This window comes from Glutamicibacter nicotianae, from assembly GCF_002797775.1.
Lineage (GTDB): Bacteria > Actinomycetota > Actinomycetes > Actinomycetales > Micrococcaceae > Glutamicibacter > Glutamicibacter nicotianae.
The window spans coordinates 531,542-554,281 of record NZ_PGEY01000001.1 but is presented as its reverse complement, the minus strand read 5'-3'; the positions used below and the strand labels follow the sequence as shown (position 1 = coordinate 554,281).

Annotated in this window: 23 protein-coding genes; 6 read left to right on the top strand and 17 right to left on the bottom strand. The window is 61.7% G+C overall.

Annotated elements, in window-relative coordinates; translation table 11 throughout:
- Window positions 1–55 precede the first annotated feature (55 nt).
- The 11 genes from ATK23_RS02510 to ATK23_RS02460 form a co-directional block, all read right to left on the bottom strand.
- A complete protein-coding gene (locus tag ATK23_RS02510; RefSeq protein ID WP_066139158.1) occupies window positions 56–853 on the bottom strand; it encodes an ABC transporter ATP-binding protein in 798 nt (265 codons plus the stop codon).
- Window positions 854–883: 30 nt separating this feature from the next.
- Entirely contained in the window at window positions 884–1,969 is a 1,086-nt protein-coding gene (locus tag ATK23_RS02505; protein WP_245858286.1) for a FecCD family ABC transporter permease, read from the bottom strand.
- Between the two features lie 17 nt (window positions 1,970–1,986).
- Complete coding sequence (locus ATK23_RS02500; RefSeq protein WP_066139162.1) at window positions 1,987–3,234, bottom strand: MFS transporter; 1,248 nt, start codon at window positions 3,232–3,234, stop codon at window positions 1,987–1,989.
- A complete protein-coding gene (locus tag ATK23_RS02495; RefSeq protein WP_066139165.1) occupies window positions 3,231–4,526 on the bottom strand; it encodes an opine metallophore biosynthesis dehydrogenase in 1,296 nt (431 codons plus the stop codon). Before ATK23_RS02495 ends, ATK23_RS02500 begins: the two co-directional genes overlap by 4 nt.
- A gap of 3 nt (window positions 4,527–4,529) precedes the next feature.
- Window positions 4,530–5,366 (bottom strand): class I SAM-dependent methyltransferase, encoded by an 837-nt coding sequence (locus ATK23_RS02490; RefSeq protein ID WP_066139169.1) that lies wholly within the window; start codon window positions 5,364–5,366, stop codon window positions 4,530–4,532.
- Window positions 5,359–6,162, bottom strand: a complete 804-nt coding sequence (locus tag ATK23_RS02485; RefSeq protein WP_083515473.1) for a histidine racemase CntK family protein — start codon at window positions 6,160–6,162, stop codon at window positions 5,359–5,361. The genes ATK23_RS02490 and ATK23_RS02485 overlap by 8 nt, the downstream gene beginning before the upstream one ends.
- 107 nt (window positions 6,163–6,269) lie before the next feature.
- Window positions 6,270–7,289 carry an ABC transporter substrate-binding protein gene (locus tag ATK23_RS02480; RefSeq protein ID WP_066139171.1) on the bottom strand — a complete coding sequence of 340 codons (1,020 nt, stop codon included), beginning with the start codon at window positions 7,287–7,289 and terminating at the stop codon, window positions 6,270–6,272.
- A 228-nt stretch (window positions 7,290–7,517) separates the two neighbouring features.
- Window positions 7,518–8,420: an ABC transporter substrate-binding protein gene (locus tag ATK23_RS02475; protein WP_066139174.1), complete on the bottom strand. Its 903-nt coding sequence runs from the start codon at window positions 8,418–8,420 to the stop codon at window positions 7,518–7,520.
- Window positions 8,417–9,145, bottom strand: coding sequence for an ABC transporter permease (locus ATK23_RS02470; RefSeq protein WP_066139177.1), 729 nt, complete (start codon window positions 9,143–9,145; stop codon window positions 8,417–8,419). The genes ATK23_RS02475 and ATK23_RS02470 overlap by 4 nt, the downstream gene beginning before the upstream one ends.
- Window positions 9,142–9,828 carry an ABC transporter permease gene (locus tag ATK23_RS02465; RefSeq protein ID WP_066139180.1) on the bottom strand — a complete coding sequence of 229 codons (687 nt, stop codon included), beginning with the start codon at window positions 9,826–9,828 and terminating at the stop codon, window positions 9,142–9,144. Before ATK23_RS02465 ends, ATK23_RS02470 begins: the two co-directional genes overlap by 4 nt.
- Complete coding sequence (locus ATK23_RS02460; protein ID WP_066140268.1) at window positions 9,825–10,652, bottom strand: ABC transporter ATP-binding protein; 828 nt, start codon at window positions 10,650–10,652, stop codon at window positions 9,825–9,827. The genes ATK23_RS02465 and ATK23_RS02460 overlap by 4 nt, the downstream gene beginning before the upstream one ends.
- A 207-nt stretch (window positions 10,653–10,859) precedes the next feature.
- Here ATK23_RS02460 and ATK23_RS02455 point away from each other — a divergent pair, with 207 nt between their 5' ends.
- Window positions 10,860–11,162: a hypothetical protein gene (locus tag ATK23_RS02455; protein ID WP_157801625.1), complete on the top strand. Its 303-nt coding sequence runs from the start codon at window positions 10,860–10,862 to the stop codon at window positions 11,160–11,162.
- Window positions 11,163–11,250: 88 nt separating this feature from the next.
- On the opposite strand, the gene ATK23_RS02450 is transcribed toward ATK23_RS02455, so the two are convergent.
- Both ATK23_RS02450 and dapA read right to left on the bottom strand, forming a co-directional pair.
- Entirely contained in the window at window positions 11,251–12,957 is a 1,707-nt protein-coding gene (locus tag ATK23_RS02450; protein WP_066139186.1) for a ribonuclease J, read from the bottom strand.
- A 19-nt stretch (window positions 12,958–12,976) separates the two neighbouring features.
- Window positions 12,977–13,888 (bottom strand): 4-hydroxy-tetrahydrodipicolinate synthase, encoded by a 912-nt coding sequence (gene dapA, locus ATK23_RS02445; RefSeq protein ID WP_066139191.1) that lies wholly within the window; start codon window positions 13,886–13,888, stop codon window positions 12,977–12,979.
- A 67-nt stretch (window positions 13,889–13,955) separates the two neighbouring features.
- Here dapA and ATK23_RS02440 point away from each other — a divergent pair, with 67 nt between their 5' ends.
- Window positions 13,956–15,128: a heparan-alpha-glucosaminide N-acetyltransferase domain-containing protein gene (locus ATK23_RS02440; protein WP_157801624.1), complete on the top strand. Its 1,173-nt coding sequence runs from the start codon at window positions 13,956–13,958 to the stop codon at window positions 15,126–15,128.
- Window positions 15,129–15,191: 63 nt separating this feature from the next.
- On the opposite strand, the gene ATK23_RS02435 is transcribed toward ATK23_RS02440, so the two are convergent.
- Window positions 15,192–15,641 (bottom strand): tetratricopeptide repeat protein, encoded by a 450-nt coding sequence (locus ATK23_RS02435; protein ID WP_066139198.1) that lies wholly within the window; start codon window positions 15,639–15,641, stop codon window positions 15,192–15,194.
- Window positions 15,638–16,396 (bottom strand): 4-hydroxy-tetrahydrodipicolinate reductase, encoded by a 759-nt coding sequence (dapB, locus tag ATK23_RS02430; protein ID WP_066139200.1) that lies wholly within the window; start codon window positions 16,394–16,396, stop codon window positions 15,638–15,640. Before dapB ends, ATK23_RS02435 begins: the two co-directional genes overlap by 4 nt.
- A gap of 194 nt (window positions 16,397–16,590) precedes the next feature.
- On the opposite strand from dapB, the gene ATK23_RS02425 reads away from it, so the two are divergent.
- Both ATK23_RS02425 and ATK23_RS02420 read left to right on the top strand, forming a co-directional pair.
- Window positions 16,591–17,001: a hypothetical protein gene (locus tag ATK23_RS02425; protein ID WP_038989612.1), complete on the top strand. Its 411-nt coding sequence runs from the start codon at window positions 16,591–16,593 to the stop codon at window positions 16,999–17,001.
- A gap of 92 nt (window positions 17,002–17,093) precedes the next feature.
- Window positions 17,094–17,828 carry an alpha/beta fold hydrolase gene (locus tag ATK23_RS02420; RefSeq protein WP_066139203.1) on the top strand — a complete coding sequence of 245 codons (735 nt, stop codon included), beginning with the start codon at window positions 17,094–17,096 and terminating at the stop codon, window positions 17,826–17,828.
- A gap of 70 nt (window positions 17,829–17,898) precedes the next feature.
- On the opposite strand, the gene ATK23_RS02415 is transcribed toward ATK23_RS02420, so the two are convergent.
- Both ATK23_RS02415 and ATK23_RS02410 read right to left on the bottom strand, forming a co-directional pair.
- Window positions 17,899–19,269 (bottom strand): M16 family metallopeptidase, encoded by a 1,371-nt coding sequence (locus ATK23_RS02415; RefSeq protein WP_407645288.1) that lies wholly within the window; start codon window positions 19,267–19,269, stop codon window positions 17,899–17,901.
- A gap of 712 nt (window positions 19,270–19,981) precedes the next feature.
- Window positions 19,982–20,473 carry an S-ribosylhomocysteine lyase gene (locus tag ATK23_RS02410; protein ID WP_038989613.1) on the bottom strand — a complete coding sequence of 164 codons (492 nt, stop codon included), beginning with the start codon at window positions 20,471–20,473 and terminating at the stop codon, window positions 19,982–19,984.
- Window positions 20,474–20,594: 121 nt separating this feature from the next.
- Between ATK23_RS02410 and ATK23_RS02405 the strand changes: the two genes are divergently transcribed.
- Together ATK23_RS02405 and ATK23_RS02400 are read left to right on the top strand one after the other, a co-directional pair.
- Window positions 20,595–21,155 carry a phosphorylase family protein gene (locus tag ATK23_RS02405; protein ID WP_066139206.1) on the top strand — a complete coding sequence of 187 codons (561 nt, stop codon included), beginning with the start codon at window positions 20,595–20,597 and terminating at the stop codon, window positions 21,153–21,155.
- Between the two features lie 261 nt (window positions 21,156–21,416).
- Window positions 21,417–22,688 (top strand): DUF2254 domain-containing protein, encoded by a 1,272-nt coding sequence (locus ATK23_RS02400; RefSeq protein ID WP_066139209.1) that lies wholly within the window; start codon window positions 21,417–21,419, stop codon window positions 22,686–22,688.
- The last annotated feature ends 52 nt before the right edge of the window (window positions 22,689–22,740 follow it).

Below are 22,740 nucleotides of genomic sequence, written 5' to 3'. Positions count from 1 at the left end.
TGCTTGGGGCCCGGCAGGCAGGCGCGCTGACAGCGCTTGCCTACCGGGCAGGCTATCATCCGGGCACCGGACTTCCGCTATGTTGCAGTTCTGGCTCATCGGCCAGGCTGAACACCAGCTGCAAGATCCCGTCCACGAGCACCGGCTGCGCATGGATCCCGTAGACCTGCAGCAGGAGTTCGGGCGCCAGCACCTGGTGGGGCGTCCCCGCGGCGATGATTCCGCCGTTGGCCAGCAGCACCAGCTTGCTGCAGTAGCGGGCCGCCAGATTCAGGTCGTGCAGCACCACCACCGTCGTGGTTCCCAGTTCTCCGACCATGCGCAGCAGCTCATGCTGGTAGCGGATATCGAGGTGGTTGGTGGGCTCGTCCAGCAGCAGGTGCTCGGCCTGCTGGGCCAAGGTCCGGGCCACCAGCACGCGCTGCTTCTCGCCCCCGGAGAGGGTCGAGTAGCGGCGGTCGGCCAGGTGCCGGGCGCCGACCCGGGCCAGCGCCGAGGCAACTGCCCGGTGGTCCTCGCGGGACATGGCGGCCAGCGCCTTGCGGTGCGGTGCCCTGCCCAGGAGCACCATTTCGGCGACGCTGACCGGCAATTCGGTGGGGGTTTCCTGGGCCACGACCGCAATTCTGCGGGCCAGTTCGTTGCCGCGCAGTTCGGTGACCGGGCGCTCGTCGACAAGCACCAGCCCGGCGGTGGGCTTCAGCGCCGCATAGAGCGTGCGCAGCAGGGTGGACTTGCCGCTGCCGTTGGGGCCGATCAGCCCGACCACTTCCCCGGGGCCGGCTTGCAGCCCTGCCGACTCGATGACCAGCTTTCCGCCATAGCCCACGGATATATCGGTAGCAGTAATCATTCTTCTTGCCTTCTTCCAGGTTCGTTTTTCCTACTGGACCGCATTGAGCTTGCGAACCAGCGCGAACAGCAATGGGGCACCGAGCAGCGCCGTCACGATGCCCAGGGGCAACTCCTGCGGCGCCATGGCCGTCCGGGCCAGCACATCGGCCCAGACCAGGAACACCGCACCGAGCAGCGCGGCGACCGGTATCAGGATCCGGTGCGTCGATCCAACGCACAGCCGGGCCACGTGCGGAATCACCAGCCCGACAAACCCGATGCCGCCTGAGGAGGCGACCAGCGCGCCCACGCACACCGCGGTCACGACCATCACGGACGCGCGCAGCTTGGCCGGAGCTATGCCCAGTGCCTGCGCGGTGCCATCGCCAATGGCCAGCGCATCCAGCGGCCGCGACCAATAGGCCAGCAGCGTAGCTGTCCCGAGCACCACGACCCAGGTGATCATGACCGACTGCCCGGTAGCCTGCGCCAAGGAACCCAGGGTCCAGAACAGCACCGAACGCCCGGCGTTGGGATCATCCGAAGCGAAAATCAGCAGCGAGGTGAGCGCGTGCAGCACATAGCCCACTGACACCCCTGCCAGGACCAGACGGGTGGATGTCATCTCGGAGCCGACCCGTGCCAGCAGGTAGACGAAGATCCCCGCGGCCAACGCCCCGGCAAAGGCGCTGGCCGCCAGCGAGGCCGTTCCGATGCCGGCGGCCGCTCCGAAGAGGATCGAGGCCGCCGAGAGCGTCGACGCCCCGGAGGTCACGCCCAGCAGGTACGGTTCAGCCAGGATGTTGCGGGTCAGCGCCTGCAGCGCCACCCCGGCCAGGGCCAGCCCGGCGCCGACGGCGGCGCCCAGAAGGACCCGCGGAACGCGCAGCAGCAGGACAATGGACTCATCCGATGCGCTGAAGGCACCGGAGTCGGCTGCCCCGGACAGGTGCGCCTTGAGGATCTGCAGGACGGTGCCCGGCTCAATGGCCACCGGGCCGAGCCCTACGGCCACCGGCACAGAGACCAGCAACACGCTCAGCAGCGCGCAAATCCACAGCCATGCGTGCCGGGCGCGCCGGTCATGATCCAGATCATCGCCTGAACCGGCCAGCGGCTCCCGGTGTGCTCGCACTGCAGAATCCAACGGGGTCATGGTTGCCTTTCCAGGGTTTTGGCAGGGGAAGGGGTGCGCAGGGTCAGCGCGGAAGCCAGCGCCACCAGTGTCAATGCGCACAGCACGGCAGCGGCGGCCAGGTAGCCGGAGCCGGCCAGCGCCGCGCCGGAAGCCGCCGTGCCCAGGAACAAGCCCAGGGACATTCCGGCCGCGTTCAGGCTCAGCGCGGTGCCGCGCACCTGCGTGCAGCGGCTCACCAACAGGCTCATCACGGCGGCCGAGACCACCGCGTGGCTGGCCGAAAGCACCGCTGTGCCGGCCACCGCCAGCGGCAGCACCGGAGCGAGGTAGACCCCGGACAGCGCCACGAGCGAAATACCCAGGCTGATAACCATCACGGCACGGGTGCGGGCCGGCGAGTCTTCGGTATTGAGCATTCGACCGGCCAGCAGGTGGCCGAGGAAGAAGGCCCCGCCACTAACCGACCAGACGAAGGCGAACCAATTGGCATCCAGGGAGAATTTCTGGGCATACAGCGGAGCGAGGAAGGCCAGATGCCCCATGAAGGCTCCGGCGCGCCCGAAGGAAACCAGCAGCAGAACCCGGGCGCCGGGCACCCCAGCCAGGGTGCGGAAGGCCGCAAGGTAGCCCAGCCGGGCAGGGGCCGGGGTGTCCCCGGCGTGCCCAGCGCCACGGCGGCCGTAGCGCAGCACCGCCGGGATCAGCGCGATGCTGAGCACGGCGATGGCGACCAGATTGCCCTGCCACCCCCAGAACAGCGCCGGCAGCACCAGCAGCGGCGCGCCCACCGTGGAAGCCAAAGTCTGGGCCGTCATCACCAAGGTGGCCGCCCGGCCGGCGGCCGGCGTGGTGCCGAACCGGTCCGCGGCCGCGGTGGACAGCGCGGGGTACAGCAAGGCGTTGGATACGCCGGTGGCCAGGCAGAATACCGCCAGCGCGGCCAGTCCCGAAAAGGTTCCCACGATGGCTGCCAGGCCCATCAATCCCAACGCCGCGGCGGCCACGGTGCCCGGGGCGATGCGCCCGATCAGCGGGGCCAGCGCAACTCCGGCGAGCACCGCGCCAATGCCGGCCAGCCCGCGCAGGGTTCCGGTTTCGGCGTAGCCGGCCCCGGCCCAGTCCGCGATGGGCACCAGGAAGGTGCTCAGCACCGTGAAGGGCAGCAAGCCCAGTGCCGAGGCCAGCAGCGCAGGCCAGATCTCCGCGATAATGCGCCGTTCGCTGGGCAATTGGTGCGTGGTGTGCAGGTCGGGCTGGCTCATGCTGCACAACCGATTCCGGCACTGATCATGTCCAGATCCGCAGCAAAGTCCTGCACTGCGAAGGCCGGCGAGCAGTTTTCGCCTTTCCGGGCCTCGGCGGCCTGTGCCAGTGCTTTCTCGTAGGCGCCGAGCAACGAGTCGAGCATCGGGCACGGCACTGCCAGCTTCCTGGCCATTCCGGCGATGATCTTGGTGCGGTAATAGTCTTCCTTGGGCATCCGCGGCACATCCCACTCGTCCTGGTCATTGCGGAAGACCGGGCGGAAGGCGATCGCCGAAAAGTCGAAGTATCGCCCCAGTTCGTCGGGTTGCGAGAAGGGGTCGATAAGCAGCGAAGCATAGCGCACGTAGAGCAGGTATTCCTGCTCCACCGCCGGCAGCTGCTCGAAGCTGGCCGCCTTCCCCGGGGCGATGCTCTGGGGGTGCACCGGATAGCCGTCATCGAGCATGAAGGCCAGCAGATTGACCGGCTGCCCGCCGAGTGCGGTGGTAATCGCCGACAGCTCACGCCAGGCCTCGGCCATGGAGTGGATCAGCGCCGGGGTGACAGGGCCTTCGGGATAGAGCTTGTACACGTATTGGGTGGACGGAGCCGGGGTGAAGACCGCGCGCAGCGCCACCTCGTTGAAGAACAAGGCCGGATGCACGTATAGCGACATGTTCCGGGCTTCAGCTTCCACCGGCAGACCCATCAGTTTCACCTGTGTGCCAGCTGCGGCATGCACTGCGCGCACCCGCTGCAGCGCTGGCGTGTCCCCGCCAGTGGAGCCGGCGTAGATTCGGTTCTTTGCGCCGGCGGTCAGCACCAGCGCTCCGCCGGCCCCCTCCACCTGCCTGGTGTCCGCCAGATAGCTGGAGAGGCTGATGATTTCCGGGTCGGCGCCACTGCTGCGAGCGAATTCGCGCACCAGCGCCGCCGAACCCAGCGTGGGCGAGAGCAGCACGATCCTCGCAATCGTGTCCAGCACTGCCTGCGGCAGGTCGCGCAGCACTGGCAGGTAGGCGTCGGCGGTGACCGCCAACACCAGGGTGCCCCAGACCCCGCGCACCTGCTGGTAGCTGCGGTAGCGGTGATCGATACACGCCCTCCCCGCCAATGCGGCATGGCCAGTGTTCTGCACCTGGACCTGGGCGATGCCGGCATTGGCATCCAGCGCGGCGAAGAAGGCGTCCGAGCGCCGCGAGGCGCGCCCCGCAATGCCCAGTTCTCCGGGCAGCGCCCGCAGCAGCACGGCGCATTGCACCGCAGCCGGCCCAGTTCCGGCGATAAGGATATTCCCTAGTTCATTCATCGGCTAATTGCTTTCAGTTTTCGTGTGCGCCTTGGTGTACAGCGCGATGTCAAAGACCTGCCCGGGCTGGCTGATGGTGCCGGTCAACTGCCACAACAGGGGGTCCACCGGTTGCATCGGGTAGTTGAACAGCGATTTCAGCCCGTCACCGAAGCGCATTGCCACCACCACGTCATCACGGGTGCACGCGTGCAGCTGGTGCAGCAACTCGTATTTCAGGGAAACCGTGGAGCTGAAGACGATGTGCGTGACATCGTGCAGGAAGCCCAGCTGGTCGATTTCCTCACCCAGCAGGCGGATATCCAGGCCCTCCCCCAACTGCTCTACGACTCGTCGACCCAGGTCCAGCGCCTCAGGATCGATGTCGATCCCCACAGCGCTTGCTCCGGTGAGCGAAGCCAAGTTCAGCAGAGTCATCGGGAAGGAACCCGAGCCGACCAGCAGCACCTTGGAGCCGGCATCCGGGGCGACGGCCCCAAATTCCTCCGCGATGCAGGATTCGATATTGGCGAAGTACCCATCCGCTGCGGTTCGCCCTTCAAGCAAGCGCAGTGCCCTGTACTTCTCGATGACCGCGACGCAGCGCGCCGATTCGGTACGCAGCGCCGCCACCAGTGCCGTGCCGGCTTCGGTGGCGGCCAGTTGGCCATAGCCCGGTTCATTGGCAGGGTCCGTGACCAGCCGGGCATAGCTGGCCAGCAGTTCTTCGAGTGCGGCAGCGTGGCGCGTCGAGCCGTCATAACCTTGGGCAGCTTCAGCGAACCGGTCGAGGTAGCCGCGCAACACGACAGCCAGGCCAGCCTCGGCGGCGGACGGGGTGCCCGGTGGTATTTCAATCATGGATATATGCAGTCCCTTCGGCCACCATGCTGACTTCCGTGCAGATCTGCAGCGCGGTGGCCCCGGTGCCGCAATCTGCGTGCACCTTCACGGTGCCTCCGGGCTGTTTCACGCTGGCTTTGACCGGAGCTCCAGTTTTCGCAGCGAGGTAGGCGCCTAGAGCGGCGCTTCCTGATCCGCAGCTGCCTTCCCAGACGAGGCTCCCAAGCGCCGGAACGCTGACCAGCGGGGCCAGCTGGCCACGTGCCGGATCGTAGAGCATGATGCCCACCACGGACACCGCTTCGCGAGCGCCCAGCTCCAGGGCCTGCTGCTGCGCCCGCTTGCGCAGCTGAGGATCCGAACCGTCGCATTCGGCGACCAGATGCACCGCATCGGCGAAGCGCACGAGTCCGGCGTCGGCAACGCCCGGGAATGGATAGGGATCGATGCGCAGCGGCCATGGAATCTCCAGCTGGCAGCGGTAGGCAGTGCCGGCCGGTTCTACCCGGCAGCTCAACGGCTCAATGGCCCCGGAAACCTCGATCAGCAGCTCCAATGGGCCGAGGCCGGCCCGGCGCGCGGCATGCAGCGCGGCGAGCGACAACGCGGCATTTGCGCAGAACTCCCCACCGGCCATGTGCAGCCGGGCATCGGCTTTCGGCGAGCTGGGCGGCAGGATGAACCCGACTTGCTCGGCATGCACATGCTCGGCACGCAACAACCGGTCAGCAATGCTGTGGTAGTGCGCCTCCGGATGTCGGCTGGTCACCAGCACGGTGGTATTCGATGCCGGGCTGAGCTTGGCAAATTCCACTTCCGTAGCCCACCAGGCCAGAGCACTGCGGGGACTGTAACCGTGTGCCGAGCGAGCTTGCCTGATCTGAGAGTGCATTGGACGGCGCACTGCCGCTGGCCGGCTCATCAACGGGCCAGCCGGTCGGCGATCAGCTCGACCCCGTCCACGGCCAGCGGACCGGGCGAGGAATAGTAGTAGTTCAGCGGCACAATGGCGCTGTCCTGGTCAATGGCGGGCAAACCCGCCAATTCGGGGCGGTTGCGCAGCTCGTCGATGACCTGCTGGTCCGTTTCCAAGTTCGAGGACCCGGTCGGCAGGTACATGGCGAAGACCTTGTCGGCTGAGCTGTTCACGAGTTCTTCGGTGGAGGGCTCGAAGTAGCGCTTGGGAACGTCGCTGAAGACGTTCTCCATGCCCAGTAATTCCATCTGCTCGGCAATCAGGGATTCATGGCCATAGGATCCCAAGGTGCCGGAGACGGGCACGTACAACGGCATGCCCCGCTGCCCACTGGCCTGCTTGGCATTGCGCGCTGCCTGCTCGACGCGGGAGCGCATGTCCTTCACCGAGCCGGCGGCTACCTGTTCGGTGCCGAAGAGCTGTCCGTAGGATTCCACATCCTTGTAGATCTGGTCGAAACCGCTCAGTCCTCCGGTGGATCGATCCTCGAATCCAGCGCAGTACCCGCTGACGGTCAGCATCTTCACTCCGGCGCTTTCCAAACGCTCTGCCAACGAATCCAGATCGATTCCGGCTGCGATATCGGTTCCGATCACCACGTCCGCACCCGAGGCCAGGATCATTTCGTAGGAGACGTCATGGGAGTCTTCGGTGATCCGATCGGCCTTGCGCACCACCGCCATGGTTTCTTCGTCGAAAGGCACCTGCATGCTGCCTGCGTAGTGCGTGAGCTTGTCTCCCGCTCCAGCGGCAGTCAATAGGGCTGGCGCTTCCGAGCCCACAGCGAGAACGCTTTCCGGGGCCTTGTCGAAGACTACTTGCCTTCCGCAGCTGTCTAGGACAAGGTTTGTCGTCTCGGCACCCTGCGGCGCGCCGCTGGCGGATCCGGCCGGCGTGCTGCACCCGGTTACCAAAGCCAAGACTGCAACTGGCACGGCCAGCTTCCAGGGGTTGAGTTTTTTCATCTATCAGTGCTCCATTCATGGCAGGCGGGCGTCGACCGCCGAATTCCAGCGAGTCCTCAGCCAACAACGCTAAACACTAATGAGAATCATTATCAATTGTCAAAATATGTCAGCACCGCGCTCTTCCCAGCCCAAGCCGTTTTCGGGCAATGAAAAGCAGCCGCACTGCCCGATATTGAACGGGCGGCACGGCTGCCGTGATGCTGCTTTTCTGTGCTGGATTGCGGGCTAGAGTCCCTCGGAAGCCAGCCAGGCCGAAGCGATGTCGGCTGCCGATTTCTTGTCCACGGTGCTGTGGACATTCAGGTTCACCAGAACCTGCGCCGTCAGTTTCTCACTGACCGGATTGAGGACTTCCGCCAATTCCTCGGATTGATCAGCAGCCACCAATGGCACCACGTTTGATGCCAGGAACAGCGACTTCGGATCTTCCAGAACCACGAGGTCCTCGGTCTGGATGCGCGGATCGGCGGTAAAGACGTTGGCAATGTTCACCGTGCCGGCGACCAGGTCTTCAACGGTCGTATCGCCCGTTGCAGAGAACTCCGCCTTCACGCCGTAGGTGCTTTCCAAGCCCTTGGGGCCGTAGGGGCGCTCAGCAAGTTCGGGCGGGCCGCCCACGGTCAATGGTTCGGTGATGCCGGCAAGGTCCTCGATGCTGGTGAGCTTGTTGGCATCGGCGAATTTTTTCGTCACCGTATAGGAGTCCTGGTCCGAAGCCTCGGCGGCTTCGAGCACCGCGAGTGATTCTGGCAAGGACTTCTTCAGCTCGTCATAGACTTCCTCGGAGGAACGTGCTTCGGTGTCTTCCTTGTAGAACTGCAGCAGGTTGCCCGTGTATTCAGGGAAGACGTCGATGCTTCCGTCTTCCAGCTGAGGCATGTAGGCATCGCGCTGCCCGATGCTGAATTGCCGTTCTACTTCCATGCCGGCTCCTTCAAGTGCCTGGGCATAGATCTCGGCGACAATTTCATTTGAGTAGTAGGCCTGCGAACCTACCACGACTGTTGTTCCGCCATCCTGGGCGGCATCGCTTTCCGTGGCCAGCGGGTCCGCACTGGAACATCCGGCCAGTACCAGGCTTCCGGCCAGCACGAGAGCGCTTGTGGAGAAAAACTGCTTCCTGTTCATGACATTTCCCTTTCGAGGGTGATTTGGTCATCGGTATAGTGGAACTTCTTCTTCGTGCGCGCACCCAGACCGCGCGGTACGGCAGCTTTCTGGGCCGTGGCAAATGCCAAGTCCAGCACAAGGGCCAGCGCCGCAACCATCAAGGCTCCACCAAGGACCATGTCGAAGCGCCGCAGGTTCAGTCCGGTGATGATGGGCAAGCCCAGGCCGCCGAGGTTCACGTAGGCGGCGACAGTTACCGTGGCCACCACTTGAAGCACTGCGGAGCGGATCCCGCCCACGAGCAGGGCAAGGCCTAGTGGAATCTCGACTTTGAAGAGTATCTGCCATTCGGTCATCCCCACGGCCCTGGCAGCGTCAATGGTTTTGCGGTCAATGGCTTCGAAGCCGGTGTATGCTCCCGCAAGCAGTGATGGAATCGCCAGCACAACGAAAGTCAGCAGGGCCGCTTCTGGCTTGTGCAGTACACCGAGCAGCAGCACCAGCAGGATCAGCAAGCCGAAGGATGGCACCGCCCGGGCAATGCCGGCGATGCCGACCGCAATTTCGCGCCCTTTGCCAGTGTGCCCGATTGCCCATCCGGCGGGGATGGCAATCACGCCAGCGATCAGCACTGCCAGCACGGTGAACAGCAGGTGCTGCCCCAGCAGGGCAGCCAATCCCCCATCGCCCTGCCACTGTTCAGCTGCGAAGATCCATGACAGCGCATCGGAAATCAGATTCATGATGCAGCCCGTTCAGTGGACTTCGGCGCCGGCGTTCGCCGCTTCAAGGTGCTCGCCGTGGTCCACGGCATCAGCCAACGACCCGCCAAAAGCAACAGCAGGTCGACCAGCAGGGCGATCGCTGCCACTGCGATAATGCCGGCCAGGACTTCCTCGATAATGCGGCGCTGCAAGCCGTTGGTGAACAAGTAGCCCAAGTTGGTGACGCCTACCAGGATGCCAACCGTCGCCAGCGAGATCGTGCTGACCGCGGTCACGCGCAATCCGGCCAGAACCACGGGACCGGCCAACGGGAGGTCAACAGCAAAGAAACGACGTGCCGTTCCGTAGCCCATGGCCGTTGCCGCCGACCTGGTTGCCGGGTCGACCGAGTTCAGCCCGTCGACCACGCTGCGCACCATGATGGCGACCGCGTAGATCGCCAGAGCGAGAATCAAGTTGGCTTCGCTGATCGCGCTCATCCCGGTGAGCACGGGCAGAATCATCAGCAAAGCCAATGAAGGGATCGTGTAGAGCAATCCAGTGAGGCTCACGACTGGTCCGCGCACGAGCTTGTATTTCCAAGCCACCCAACCCAGCGGGATCGACGCAGCGAATCCGAGAACAATTGCTATCACGGACTGGCGCAGGTGCTCCAGCGAAAGCGACCCAATGAGTCCGAGGTTTTCCAGGATCCAGTTCACTGGACTGTTCCGTCCTCGACAAGCTTGCCCTGCGTCCGACCTTGCGCATCTATAAGGACGGTTCCATGTTCCGTCTGCTTCAGGCTCAATGCCCGGGACCCGCGCTGCGCACCGATGAAGGAGGCGACGAAATCATTGGCTGGATGCTCAATAATTTCACTGGGGCTGCCTACTTGGAGCTTCTGTGCGCCGGCCGCCAGAATCACTACCTGGTCTCCCAGCAGGAAGGCCTCGTCAATATCGTGGGTAACAAAGACAATGGCCTTGTCGAGTTCTCTTTGGAGTCGAAGCAATTCTTCTTGCAGCTCGGCGCGAACGATAGGGTCAACCGCGCCGAAGGGCTCATCCATGAGCAGGATGTTCGGGTCCGAGGCAAGTGCCCTGGCGACACCGACTCGCTGCTGCTGGCCTCCCGAGAGTTGGTGCGGATAGCGGTCGGCCTGCCCAGGAATTAAACCTACGGTTTCCATGAGTTCGAGGGCTCGTTTGCGTGACGCGGCTTTGGACATGCCTTGAAGCCGCGGCACGGTAGCGATGTTCTCCGCGACGGTGAAATGCGGCATGAGTCCCGAGTTCTGCATGACGTAGCCAATGCTTCGACGCAGTTCCACCGCTGGCTTGTTGGTGATGTCCTCCCCATCGATCCGAAGCACTCCATGGCTCGGATCAACCATGCGGTTTACCATCCGCAGCAAGGTCGTCTTGCCGCAGCCTGAGGATCCCACGAAGACTGTGGTGCGGTGTGCCGGAATTTGCAGGCTGAAATCCTTGACGGCAACCGTGCCATCCGGATAGTGCTTCGAGACGTTCTCGAACTCAATCATGCGCATTCCTCCTCGGCGGTTTCATTCCGAACCTTGTGCGATGCCTGAGCATGTTTCGTCTCCTTGAGCTGGCGTTGAGCCCAATTCTGCCTCAAATGCGCTGTGACAGCACCCAATGCCGGGAATCATTCAGCTTCAAACAGTTTGGCGCTTACCGTATTCCTACCAGAATGTCGGTAGAGTGAGCCAAAAGCATTTTTACGGCATTTGGAGAATACGTTGCACAAACGCTCGAAATTCATGGCTACTGCCGCTTTGGCAATTGGTGCCTTGGCTCTCTCGTCACCAGCAATCGCTGACACGCAAGGTTTTACCCCAACCGGTGATTGGGACAGCGCAGTTATCATGGACACTCGCACCGGGGAGGTGCTGGAGCGGATCGATGCGGACCAGTGGGATTCGGTCATTGTCATGGACGCGCAAACGGGGCACGTCGTGCCGCAAAGTCCTGCTCCGGCAATCGAACGGCCTGATTGGCCGAAGCCTGCATTCTTGAGTTTCGTTGGATGACACTGAATTTCTACACAGGCACTGTTGGAGCTGTCCAAAAAATTATTGCCTCGAACCATAATTGGTTCGAGGCAATAATTCCGGAAGTCTAGGCTTCGAGCACTACCGGGACGATCATTGGGCGGCGGCGCAGCTTGCGCGATACCCACGAGCCGATCACGCGGCGGGTGATCTGCTGCAGCTGGTGCGTGGTGTGGTTCGGGTTGTTGCCCACTGCTTCCACAATCGCGGCTGCAATCTTCGGCTTGATCTCGTTGAAGACCGAGCCCTCTTCCGCCACACCGCGTGCGTGGATGTCCGGGCCGGAGATGATCGTGCCGTTCTGGCGGTTGATCACGGTGATGACCGAAATGAAGCCTTCCTCGCCCAGGGTGACACGGTCCTTCAAGTCCTCATCGGTGATGGTGCCGACCTTGGAGCCGTCAACGTAGACATATCCGCATTCGACCTGGCCCACCAGCTTCGCAACGCCGTCCTTCATGTCGATGACCGAACCGTCGTCTGCCAGCAGCACGTTGTCTTCCGGGACGCCGGCTTGCGCCGCCAGGCGGCCGTTGGCGATCAGGTGGCGGGTTTCGCCGTGCACCGGGAGCACGTTCTTCGGGCGCAGGATGTTGTAGCAGTACAGCAATTCGCCAGCCGATGCGTGGCCGGAAACGTGGACCTTGGCCATGCCCTTGTGGATGACCTCTGCTCCCAAGCGCATCAAGCCATTTATCACGCGGAAGACCGAGTTCTCATTGCCCGGGATCAGGCTGGAGGCCAGGATGACGGTATCGCCCGGGTTGATCTGGACCTTGTGCTCGCCGTTGGCCATGCGGGACAGGGCGGCCATCGGCTCGCCCTGCGAACCGGTGGACATCAGCACGACCTTGTGGTCCGGCAGCGAGTCGATCTGCTTCAGGTCGACAAGCACGCCCTGCGGAACGTCGAGGTAGCCCAGGCGTTCGGCGATGCCCATGTTGCGCACCATCGAGCGGCCGATGAAGGCAACCTTGCGCCCGTGCATCGCGGCCGCATCCAGCACCTGCTGCACACGGTGCACGTGCGAGGAGAAGGACGCGACAATGATGCGGCGGCGGGCGCGCGCGAACTTGGCTTCGAGGACAGGGCCGATCTCGCGTTCGGCCACGGTGAAGCCCGGGACTTCGGCGTTGGTGGAGTCCGGCAGGAACAGGTCCACGCCTTCCTCGCCCAGACGCGCGAAGTGGCGCAGGTCGGTGATGCGGCCATCCAGCGGCAGCTGGTCCATCTTGAAGTCGCCGGTGTGCAGCACGGTGCCGGCCTCGGTGCGCAGGAATACTGCCAGGGCGTCGGGGATCGAGTGGTTCACGGCAACGAATTCGCATTCGAAGTTGCCAACCTGCGCGATCTCGCCCTCCACCACGATGTTGGTGTTGGCCTTGATGCGGTGTTCTGCCAGCTTTGCTTCAACGAAGGCCAGGGTCAGCTTGGACCCGTACAAGGGGATGTCTTCGCGCAGGCGCAGCAGGTACGGAACAGCACCGATATGGTCCTCGTGGCCGTGGGTCAGCACGAGGCCCACCACGTCGTCCAGGCGGTCCTTGATGTAGGAGAAGTCCGGCAGGATCAGATCCACGCCAGGCTGGTGCTCTTCGGGGAAGAGCACGCCGCAGTCGACGATCAACAGTTTCCCGTTGAGTTCGAATACGGTCATGTTTCGGCCGACCTCGCCCAAGCCGCCGAGGGGAACAATGCGCATTGTCCCCTTCTTCAGCTTCGCCGGAGTCTGCATACGCGCAGCGTCAGCCTTGCCTACTGAACTCTCAGTCATATGTGGTTAGTCCCTTTCGTTACAGATCCCATCCACCTTCACGTAGGTCCGCGCGGATGGCATCTAGCTCTGCGTCCGACGGTGCCAACAGCGGCAGCCGGACGACGGTGTTCGGCAGGACACCCTGCCAGTGAAGTCCATATTTTGCGGCAACGGCGCCCTGAATGTGGCCCATGATGCCGCGCTGGATCGCGTCCAGCTCAAAGTGTGTGGTGCGTGCAGTTGCCAGATCTCCTGCATGCATTGCATTAACTAGCGTACGGTACTTGGCGGCTGCAACGTGAGCGGTGACCGAAACCACGCCAACTGCACCGGCCGCCATCAGCGGCAGGGTCAGGCCGTCATCGCCCGAGTACACGTGCAGATCGGTGTTGGCCAGCACGGTGGTGGTGGACTGGTAATCCGCTTTGGCATCCTTCAGCGCAATGACCTGAGGAATCTTGGCCAGCTCGATAATGGTTTCCGGTGCCAGCGCAATGCCGGTGCGTCCAGGGATGTCATAGAGCATGATGGGCAGCTCAACAGCTTCGGCGATGGCCTTCACGTGGGCGATAACGCCTGCCTGGCTTGGCTTGTTGTAGTAAGGGGTGGTCAACAGCACACCATCGACGCCCGCTTCCTTGGCTGCCAGCGAAAGCTTGATGGAGTGGCGGGTGTCGTTCGTGGTGGAACCGGCCAGCACCGCGGCCCGGCCGTCCACCGCTTTGGCGACGGTACGGAACATCTCGATGTTCTCTTCATCGGTCAAGGTCGAGGTCTCGCCGGTGGTGCCGGTGACAACTAGTCCGTCGCAGCCATCATCAACCAGCTTCGTTGCCAGTTTTGCGGCCAACGCGTAATCGACTTCACCCGCTTCGTCGAAGGGCGTGACCATAGCGGTCAGCACGGTTCCGAACGGGTATGCCTGCTTATCAATTGAACTTGTAGCCATGGGATTAAATCTACACTCGCGCATGTTGCATTGGCATCCCCGGAACTATTCGTGGTGCGATGATTCCATGAACGATTCGGGTAGTTCCCAGCGCCTGCTGGGCGTGGATGCGGCGCGGCTTGCCGCCATCCTCGGCATGTTCGCCGCGCACGTCTTCGCACTGTATGAAATCGGCGGCGCACCCGCCTACTCCCCAACGTTTACCGGGGCTTTCACCTCCGGCAGGGCATCGGTCCTGTTCATGGTGCTGGCCGGATTGTCCCTGTGTTTGCTCTCGAAATCCTTGGCCCGGAAGGGCTTCTCCCACCCTAAGGTTTACTCAGTCCTTGTGCTGAGAGCATTAATTATTGCCGTGCTCGGAATGGCAATTGGGTCAATAAATGAAGCCATCGCAGTCATCCTTGTCCACTATGGGCTACTATTTCTATTGCTTCCGCTGGCTCTGAAGCTCTCAAGAATAACCATTTGGGTAGTCTCAGCTTTGTGGCTGCTGCTGATGCCGGTTCTTTGGCGACCGCTGGCCAACAGCTGGATGGGGAATTTTCTGGGCCATAATCCAAGCTTCGGCGATGTTCTGACCCCGCAACTGCTGTTCAAGGATCTGGCCGTCACCGGATACTACCCGTTGCTAATCTGGTTCGGATTCGGCCTGCTGGGAATAGCCATCGGACGATGCGATCTTCGCAGCGCTAAAACTGCAGGCCTGCTGACTGCGGGCGGGACTCTCATCGCCGCAGCGACCTATGCAGCGGGACATCTGGTGAGCATGAAGAATGCCGGGATCATAGCCCAAGAACTGGGTCTGGACTTATCCCTCGTTCCAACGATGATCACCACCGGGCGTTTGCCAGGCACTAATCTCGATCCACTCCTGGATCATCCCGCCTATCTCTGGCTGCCGACGGGCCACAGCAATTCCTTGCTGTCCACCTTGCACAACGCCGCCTGCGCAGCCGCAATCATCGGACTGCTATCGCTGGTCATTGGCCGTCTTGGCGTGCTGGGCCGGATGCTGGCGGGCGCCGGCCGCGCACCACTGACCTTGTATGCAGGACACATCGTCTTGCTGCCAGCGATGAAAGAGAACATGGGTCCGATGGCCATCTGGTGGATTCTTTGTGCAGCGACTGCCATCTTCGGGCTTTGGCTTGGCTTCAGCAGGGCATCGGGCCCCTTGGAATACGGGGTCAGGGTACTTAGCGGAGCAGACTCCGACCCTGCAACGAAGTTGAAATTCTAGAACGACGGCCCGGGCTCATGCGAGCCCGGGCCTTCCGCAAGATGCTGGTATTCGTGATTTCTACTAGCTGACCTTCTGATCTGCTTGCCAAAAGGTGATCGCCCTACGCATGGATTTGCGAGCCCGCGGCTTATCGCCACAGGCTTCATATGCCAGCGCCAGGCGGTACCAGGATTTCCATGACTCCGGGTTCTCTTCCACGTCCCGCTGGTGGTTGGGGAAATCCGCGTCGGCCGCCGAACGGATGAAGCGCCCCGATGGCATGCGGGGAAGATCTTCTGGCAGCTCACCCGAAGCGGCTAAGGCCTTGCCCATCTTCTCGGTGCGTAAACCGAAGAGCACTTCGCGAATCAGTATCCAGACGCACAAGGCAGGAATCACCAAGATCGCAATGCCCATGATCTGGGCGACCAGCTCCCCAGTATTCAGCAGTCGGATGGCCTGGGTGAATGTCATGCCAATATACAGCGCGAACAGCAGCAGAATGCCGCCTACCCAGAGTTTGGTTTTCACTGGTCCAGCTCCAGGTAGCCGTCGAGCCCATAGGTCAACCCCGGACGGGAACCAACGGTGCGCAGGCCCAGAAGGACGCCCGGCATGAACGAGGCACGGTCAAAGGAATCATGGCGCAACGTGAACTGCTCGCCGGGTCCGCCAAAGAGCACTTCCTGGTGGGCTACCAAGCCACGCAAGCGGACCGAATGGACGTTGATTCCATCGACAACTGCACCGCGGGCACCGTCGAGCTGGGTCTCGGTAGCATCAGGGCTGGCTGGTACCCCAGCGGCTTCACGCGACTTGGCGATCAGTTCAGCGGTACGCACCGCGGTGCCGCTGGGAGCGTCCACCTTATTGGGGTGATGCAGTTCGATGATCTCGACGGATTCGAAGTACTTCGCTGCAGTGGCAGCGAACGCGCTGGCCAGCACGGAGCCGAGGGCGAAGTTGGGCGCAATCAGCACACCGGCTTCGGGATGCTCGCTCAGCAACGCTTCCAGATTTGCCCGGCGGGCATCATCCCAGCCGGTGGTGCCGACGACCGCATGCAGTCCATGCTCAACGGCGAAACGCACGTTGTCTTCGGTGGATGCTGGCACGGAAAGGTCAACAATGTGGGTTGCTCCGGCTTGGAGGATCTGCGACAGGTCGTCGCCTCGCCCCAAGCTTGCAACCAGTTCCATGTCTGCGGCCTCAGTCACGGCCTTGACCGCTTCCGAGCCCATTCGTCCTGCCGCGCCGAGCACGGCCACCTTGATCTGTGCACTCATGGGCTTAAGCCTATCCTCCTGAACGCACCAGTCCTGCCAACGATGACGTGATCTCTCTCGAGTTTTGCAACGACTTCTCAGCAGGGAGCTGTCGGCAAATCATTGCGGAGGCACCCTACGGCCAGTCCAACTTGTTTTGCCCAGCAAATAGGGGAAAAATATGTGTCAGGAGTTCCCAAATAGTGAGCAGGGCCATGGGTCAGAAAATTAAGCGTATTGGTTTCGGCATCGGTGCAATCCTCGCCGCGACCTTCGCATGCACTTCCTGCGGTTCTGGCAGCGAACCGATCACCCTGTCGGATGACGAACGAGCATCAATCATCGATATCGTCCAAGAGCAGGGAACGGTTATCGAATCACCGACATGCCAGGTAGAAGTTTTCCGAATCGAGGATTCCACGACCTACGGCTGGGCTACCTGCGCACCCGATAGCCAGGAATCCGCGGATGCCGCGGCTCAAGCCGACGCCTTCCCATTCCGCATCGACGGGCAAGAACTGCGTCGTCCAAGTGACGGTTCCGACTACGAAAAAGACGTGAAGGAACTCTTCCCGGAAGATCTCCGTTCCGCCATTAATCAGCATTCGACCGGGGTGGGCGGCTAGCTCCCTTGGCGCTCGTCTCGCCATTTCTGGCGAGCGTGCCGATTTTCCCTACTGATAGTATGTGCGCACTTTTCGCACGATGAAAGGCTGGCGTGCGCCACGAGTACTTTGGGCATTTGCCCGAATCCTTGAAAACCAGGCTCTCGGTTCGCGTCGCGGGCCAGGGGCCTGACGTGGTGCTCCTGCATGGGCTCGGAGCTTCCAGCCGCTATTTCACTCCGCTGGCAAACATCTTGGCGCAGAAGCATCGGGTGATCGTTCCCGAGCTGCCCGGCCATGGCAAGAATCTCGATGATGGCCGCCCGGTGACCGTACCGCGTTTTGCACACGAAGTGGCACTGGCGTTGCGCGAGCTGAAGGTGGAGAACGCAATTGTCCTCGGGCATTCCATGGGTGCGCAGGTTTCCATTGAGCTGGCTCGCGCGTGGCCGGACCTGGTCAAGCACCTGATCATTGCAGCTCCCGCGGTCAACGACCGCGAGGCGACGCTCTTCAGGCAGGCACGCCGGCTCATCGAGGATTTTCCGCACGAGTTGAACTCGGTGAAGGCGATCTTGCTTGTCGACTACCTGCGTTGCGGCATCCCATGGTGGGCCAAGAGCTGCGCCGAGATGCTGGATTACTCCACCATCGATTTGCTCCGCACGGTGCACTGCCCGGTTGATGTCGTATGCGGCACCCGGGATCCGCTCTCTCCCCCGGAGTTCGGTCTTCGCTTGGTCGCCAAAACTCCGCAGGCCAAGCTTACTGTCATGCGCCACGGTGCGCATGGGTTCAATTTCTCCCATGCGCCCGAGCTTGCGGCGCTAGTCGAAGCCGTTGCTTGAACAAATAACACGGCAATGCCCCGTGAATCGACTTCGGCAGATTCGGTCCAAGGGGCACTGCCAGTGGATTCTAGAGGCCTAACGCGGCTTCATTCTCAAACGGTCCTACCACGGTGATCACACGATCCTTGGCCGCCAGTTCCTGAGCCAGTTGCTGCACGTCCTGGGCAGAGACTGCATTGACGCGGGACAGGGCTTCGTCGATATCTTGGAATTCGCCGGTAATCATTTCTGCCCGGCCCAAACGGGACATGCGGCTTCCGGGATCCTCCAAGGCCAGCACCGTTCCGCCGGATAGCTGGCCCTTGGCCTGCGCCAATTCAGACTCGCTGATGCCGTCCTTGGCCAAGCGATCCAACTCGTCGCCGAGCAACCCGATAACTTGAGCCGCCTTGGCCGGGGCGCAACCTGCGTACATGCCAAAGTATCCGGCATCCGTATAGGCGGCGGAGAAGGAGTAGGTCGAGTACACCAGTCCGCGCTTCTCCCGGATTTCCTGGAACAAGCGGGAGCTCATGCCGCCGCCGAGCACAGCGTTCAGCACCGCTAGCACCTGGCGCCGGTCGTCGTGGCCGGTGATGCCCGAGCAGCCCATGATGATATTGGCTTGCTCGCCCGGGCGGTTGATGACTTCCAGCCCGGCCTTCGAGGTGATCTGTGCCGGCTCGCCCATGCGGCGTGGCTCCGGTACGGCCATCGGGTCCAGTTCCCAGCCAGCTTCAGCCAGCGCCTTGAGAACCAGCTCGCACAGCTTGTCGTGCTCCAGGGAACCTGCGGCAGTAACAATCAGCTCGCTTGGGCGGTAGTGCGCACGGTAGTGCTCCATGACTGCCTCGCGGGAGATCTCCATGATCTCTTCTGGAGTTCCGCCAATAGGCCGTCCCAGCGGGTGATCGCCCAGGACGTTGGCAACGAAGCGCTCGTGGGCGACGTCCATCGCGTCATCTGCATCCATGGCAAGCTCTTCGATGATCACCCCGCGCTCCTGCTCCAGTTCCTGCGGATCGATCACCGCCGAGGTGACCATGTCAGCGATGACCTCCAGCGCCATCGGCAGATCCGTGTCAAGCACCCGGGCGTAATAGCAGGTCGATTCCTTGGCGGTGGCTGCGTTCGATTCGCCGCCCACTGCGTCGAAGGACTGGGCAATTTCCAAGGCAGTTCGCTTTGCAGTGCCCTTGAAGAGCAAGTGCTCCAGGAAGTGTGTGGAGCCGTAGTGTCCTGCTTCCTCGTCGCGGGAACCGACCGGAACCCAGAATCCCACAGTAGTGGACCGCTGTCCGGGCATCGCTTCCGTCAGGACTCGTACGCCACCAGGCAGGATGCTGCGCCGGACTTCAGAGCCGCCTTCGCCACGGTGGACCAACGTCGGGTCCGCCGGGTCAATCGGAGAAAACTGCGTGGTCTCCACCGAATGCAACGGCAATGGAATCATGGCCACGAATATACGTCCTTAATTCGTCGAGAATAGCGATTTCAAGCTAAGTACACTGTCTTTTATTCTCCCATAGAAACGCCATTTGAAGGCAATAGCCCATTGGTGATGGAGCCATCACATTCTGGGAGATTACGAGATCGAACCGCTGCTATCGAAATACCGTCATGCAGATTTGCAGGTCATGTCGCATCGAGATATCCGCGTTTCGCGGCATCAGCGCACACCGGGGTCCGCCGCGCTGGGTCGCTGGAGGCACAGGCAAGGTAAACGGTGTTCGCGGTATCTTCTGTACTCAATTCCGGATATCCCATTGATCCGGGATTATAGGAGACAGCAGTGCTCCACTCATCGAGGTCCTTGCAAGCACTAAGCGACTTTTTCTCGGCTTCGCCGATCATCTCTTGGGATGATTCAGGATCGGACCAGGCTTGGGTCCTGCCGCTGGATTGCCGATTGGCATTCCTTGCCGATGCTAGATGTCCTTGCCGCATCGAAATTCATGCATCCACTAACAGCCAACGACATGGCTCCCAGTACTGATGCCAAGGAAAGAACTCTGCGCATGGTCTTCATGCTAGCGCCTGCTCGCAGTGGTTCTGCGGCTTATTTACGGCTTGGCGTCTACCTTTCTGCCAGGCCAGGAAACAGCCAAGCAAGAAAAAATCCCGCGCGTCCCCAACAGAACACACGGGATTTCCAGTTCACAAGCTACTGCTTAGGCAATCTTGGAACGATCGAACGCGTCAAGGCTAATGCCTTGTTCCAAGACGACCTTCGCCCATTCGCGAGCCGAGTGCAGTGAATGGTCACGGTAATTGCCGCAGCTCACGGCTTCGGTTCCCGGAACATCCTCCCAGGTAACCTTCTCGGCAATGTCTTCCAGCGAGCTCTTAATAGCAGCGGCGACAACCGCCGGGGTCGGTTCGCCCCACAGGATCATATGGAAGCCGGTGCGGCAGCCAAATGGGGAGAAATCGATCAGGCCATCAATGCGGGTACGCAGCAAACCAGCCATGGTGTGCTCGATGGTGTGCAGGCCAGCCGTTGGAATCTCGCCGTGGTTTGGCTGGACTAGACGGATGTCGTAGTTGGTGATGGCATCGCCCTTGGGACCGTGTTCCACCCCGATTTTGCGCACATACGGCGCCTTCACCTTGGTGTGGTCCAGTGCAAAGCTTTCAACTTCAGCAAGTTCAATATCACTCATATGCAAAGTCTATCTGCTCACCGTCTGGCGAATCGAGACCTCAGTGAAGGAGGTAACCGATAGACTTCTTAGGACGTTCGGGGCAGCACTCCCCGAGCCGATTTCTTTAGAGGGGAAGTTCATGTCGGACCAGAAGTCCTTGCTCGTCTTTGCGCACGCAGACGAAGCCGTAGCCTTTGCAGATGTCGAGCACCTCGTTTCCGGTGTTGGCAAGATCAACGCATCGGTAGCCTTGGCTGGAGTGCTCGCTGAGGGCAACATCAAGAACGTCGTAGTACTGGGCACCGCCGGCGTTGTAGGTCATGCCGGTGAAGATCGCCCGAGCCTGGACACCATTTACCAGGTCACCAAGCTGATCCAGCACGATTTCCCGCTGCCTTCGGCGGATGTGGATCCCGCAGGTGAAGTCCTGCTTCCTGATTACCAAGTGACCATGGCTACCGGTGACGTTTTTGTTTCCAATGACGAACAGCGCATCCACATCAAGTCATTGGGTGCTTCGCTGGTCGATATGGAAGGCTACGCCTACGCCAGCATCTGCCAGCGCTTCAACGTGCCGTTGCAGATCTTCAAGATCCCCTCCGATTACGCGGATGATTCGGCGTCGATCGACGAATGGGATGACATCGCGAAGCAGAAGAGCGTACAGCTGCGCGAGTTCTTCGACAAGCACCTGAGCTGAAATTCAGGCACTGGTCCCAGAGCCAGATTCAACCTGCACTGGACACTCGGCTGGTCTCCAGCCGGGTGTCCTGCTTAACAGGGTCGCCTCGCGGAATTCTGCCGCTCCGTGCATGAGCAGGTCGGCCCGGGCTCTCGGAGCCCGGGAATTCCTGGCGTAAATTCACCTCAAGAAAATGTCTAGCTCAGCCGTCACCGCTTTGAGCGGCCGACTAGGAAAGTAATGCCTTCATACTGCGAACAGGGGGCACAAGGAGGATTCATGGTAAGAGCACTGAGCTACGCAAAGCAGTCGCTGCGCGGAATCTGGTTCCGGGCCACAGTATTTACCGTGGCAGGAATCTTCTTGGCCATCGCCGCACCATCACTGGGCAACCTCATCCCTGCGAACCTGCTCGAAGCACTCGGCAACGATGCTGCCGCGACACTGCTGCAGATCCTGGCCACGTCGATGCTGGCTGTCACGACGTTTTCCCTGACCACGATGGTCTCGGCATACTCCACTGCCACGCAAATCGGTACTCCCCGCTCCATCCAGCTGCTGATTGCCGACCGGACCTCGCATACTGCCCTGTCTACCTTCGTGGGGGCTTTCGCATTCTCCATCGTCGGTATCATCGCGTTGTCCTTGGATGTCTATTCCAGCTCGGAAAAAGCGCTGCTGCTGTTGGGAACCATCCTGGTCATTGCCGTGGTGCTGGTGACCTTGCTGCGCTGGATCTCGTTCCTCACCACTTTCGGCCGCATGGCCGACATCATCGACCGGGTCGGCGATGCCGCCTCGCAGGCGATGTCGGACTACGCCGAGCAGCCGCTGCTCGGCGGACGGCTGTGGGTTGATCCGCCTACGACTGCCATCCCGCTGGAATGCGACCATCCAGGATTCGTGGTCAAGGTCGACGTGGCAGCTCTGCAGCGCATTGCCGAGCAGGAAAACTGCCAGCTCTGGGTCGAACGCCGCCCAGGCTCAAGGATCTTTGCCGGGCACCCCATTGCGTACCTGAGCGGCAAGGTGTCGGAAGAGAGCCAGGAAGCGATCCAGCGGGCCTTCGTGATCGCCAACCACCGGACTTTCGAACAGGACCCGCGGCTCGGGCTGCTCGCGCTGTCGGAAATCTCCAGCAAGTCGCTCTCCCCCGGAATCAATGATCCGGGAACCGCCATCGAGGTCCTGGAAGCAACGCACCGCGTACTGGACATCGCCATGCAGGCAAGGATTCCGGATTCCCCGGACGCCGGGCGGGTCCACCTTCGACTGCTTGAGCCGCAGGACATGCTCCAGGATGCCTTCCGGGCGACCTCGCGCGATGGCGCTTCGGACGTCGAAGTCATGATGCGGATCCAAAAGGAACTCGGTGCCCTGATTGCGCGCTCCGATGCCCCTTGGACGGCAGCCTTGAAGGCTCAGGCAAAGGATTCCTTCGCCCGGGCCGAGCGAGCACTGGAGCTGGAGGAGGATCGCCACGAGGTCGAAGTCCTGCACTTCGAGGCGCTGAACGCCACCGGCATCAGCAAGGATGCGGCACCCGCGTAGGCGCTGACCTGCCAGCCATGCCAATCAAGCTGGTCTGAAGAGAAGGAAAACC

Excerpts from the sequence above, each read along its gene's own strand:
- ATK23_RS02510 (WP_066139158.1), bottom strand. The coding sequence starts at position 853 with ATGATTACTGCTACCGATATATCCGTGGGCTATGGCGGAAAGCTGGTC.
- ATK23_RS02500 (WP_066139162.1), bottom strand. The coding sequence starts at position 3,234 with ATGAGCCAGCCCGACCTGCACACCACGCACCAATTGCCCAGCGAACGG.
- ATK23_RS02495 (WP_066139165.1), bottom strand. The coding sequence starts at position 4,526 with ATGAATGAACTAGGGAATATCCTTATCGCCGGAACTGGGCCGGCTGCG.
- ATK23_RS02490 (WP_066139169.1), bottom strand. The coding sequence starts at position 5,366 with ATGATTGAAATACCACCGGGCACCCCGTCCGCCGCCGAGGCTGGCCTG.
- ATK23_RS02480 (WP_066139171.1), bottom strand. The coding sequence starts at position 7,289 with ATGAAAAAACTCAACCCCTGGAAGCTGGCCGTGCCAGTTGCAGTCTTG.
- ATK23_RS02475 (WP_066139174.1), bottom strand. The coding sequence starts at position 8,420 with ATGAACAGGAAGCAGTTTTTCTCCACAAGCGCTCTCGTGCTGGCCGGA.
- ATK23_RS02470 (WP_066139177.1), bottom strand. The coding sequence starts at position 9,145 with ATGAATCTGATTTCCGATGCGCTGTCATGGATCTTCGCAGCTGAACAG.
- ATK23_RS02460 (WP_066140268.1), bottom strand. The coding sequence starts at position 10,652 with ATGATTGAGTTCGAGAACGTCTCGAAGCACTATCCGGATGGCACGGTT.
- ATK23_RS02450 (WP_066139186.1), bottom strand. The coding sequence starts at position 12,957 with ATGACTGAGAGTTCAGTAGGCAAGGCTGACGCTGCGCGTATGCAGACT.
- dapA (WP_066139191.1), bottom strand. The coding sequence starts at position 13,888 with ATGGCTACAAGTTCAATTGATAAGCAGGCATACCCGTTCGGAACCGTG.
- ATK23_RS02440 (WP_157801624.1), top strand. The coding sequence starts at position 13,956 with ATGAACGATTCGGGTAGTTCCCAGCGCCTGCTGGGCGTGGATGCGGCG.
- dapB (WP_066139200.1), bottom strand. The coding sequence starts at position 16,396 with ATGAGTGCACAGATCAAGGTGGCCGTGCTCGGCGCGGCAGGACGAATG.
- ATK23_RS02425 (WP_038989612.1), top strand. The coding sequence starts at position 16,591 with ATGGGTCAGAAAATTAAGCGTATTGGTTTCGGCATCGGTGCAATCCTC.
- ATK23_RS02410 (WP_038989613.1), bottom strand. The coding sequence starts at position 20,473 with ATGAGTGATATTGAACTTGCTGAAGTTGAAAGCTTTGCACTGGACCAC.
- ATK23_RS02405 (WP_066139206.1), top strand. The coding sequence starts at position 20,595 with ATGTCGGACCAGAAGTCCTTGCTCGTCTTTGCGCACGCAGACGAAGCC.
- ATK23_RS02400 (WP_066139209.1), top strand. The coding sequence starts at position 21,417 with ATGGTAAGAGCACTGAGCTACGCAAAGCAGTCGCTGCGCGGAATCTGG.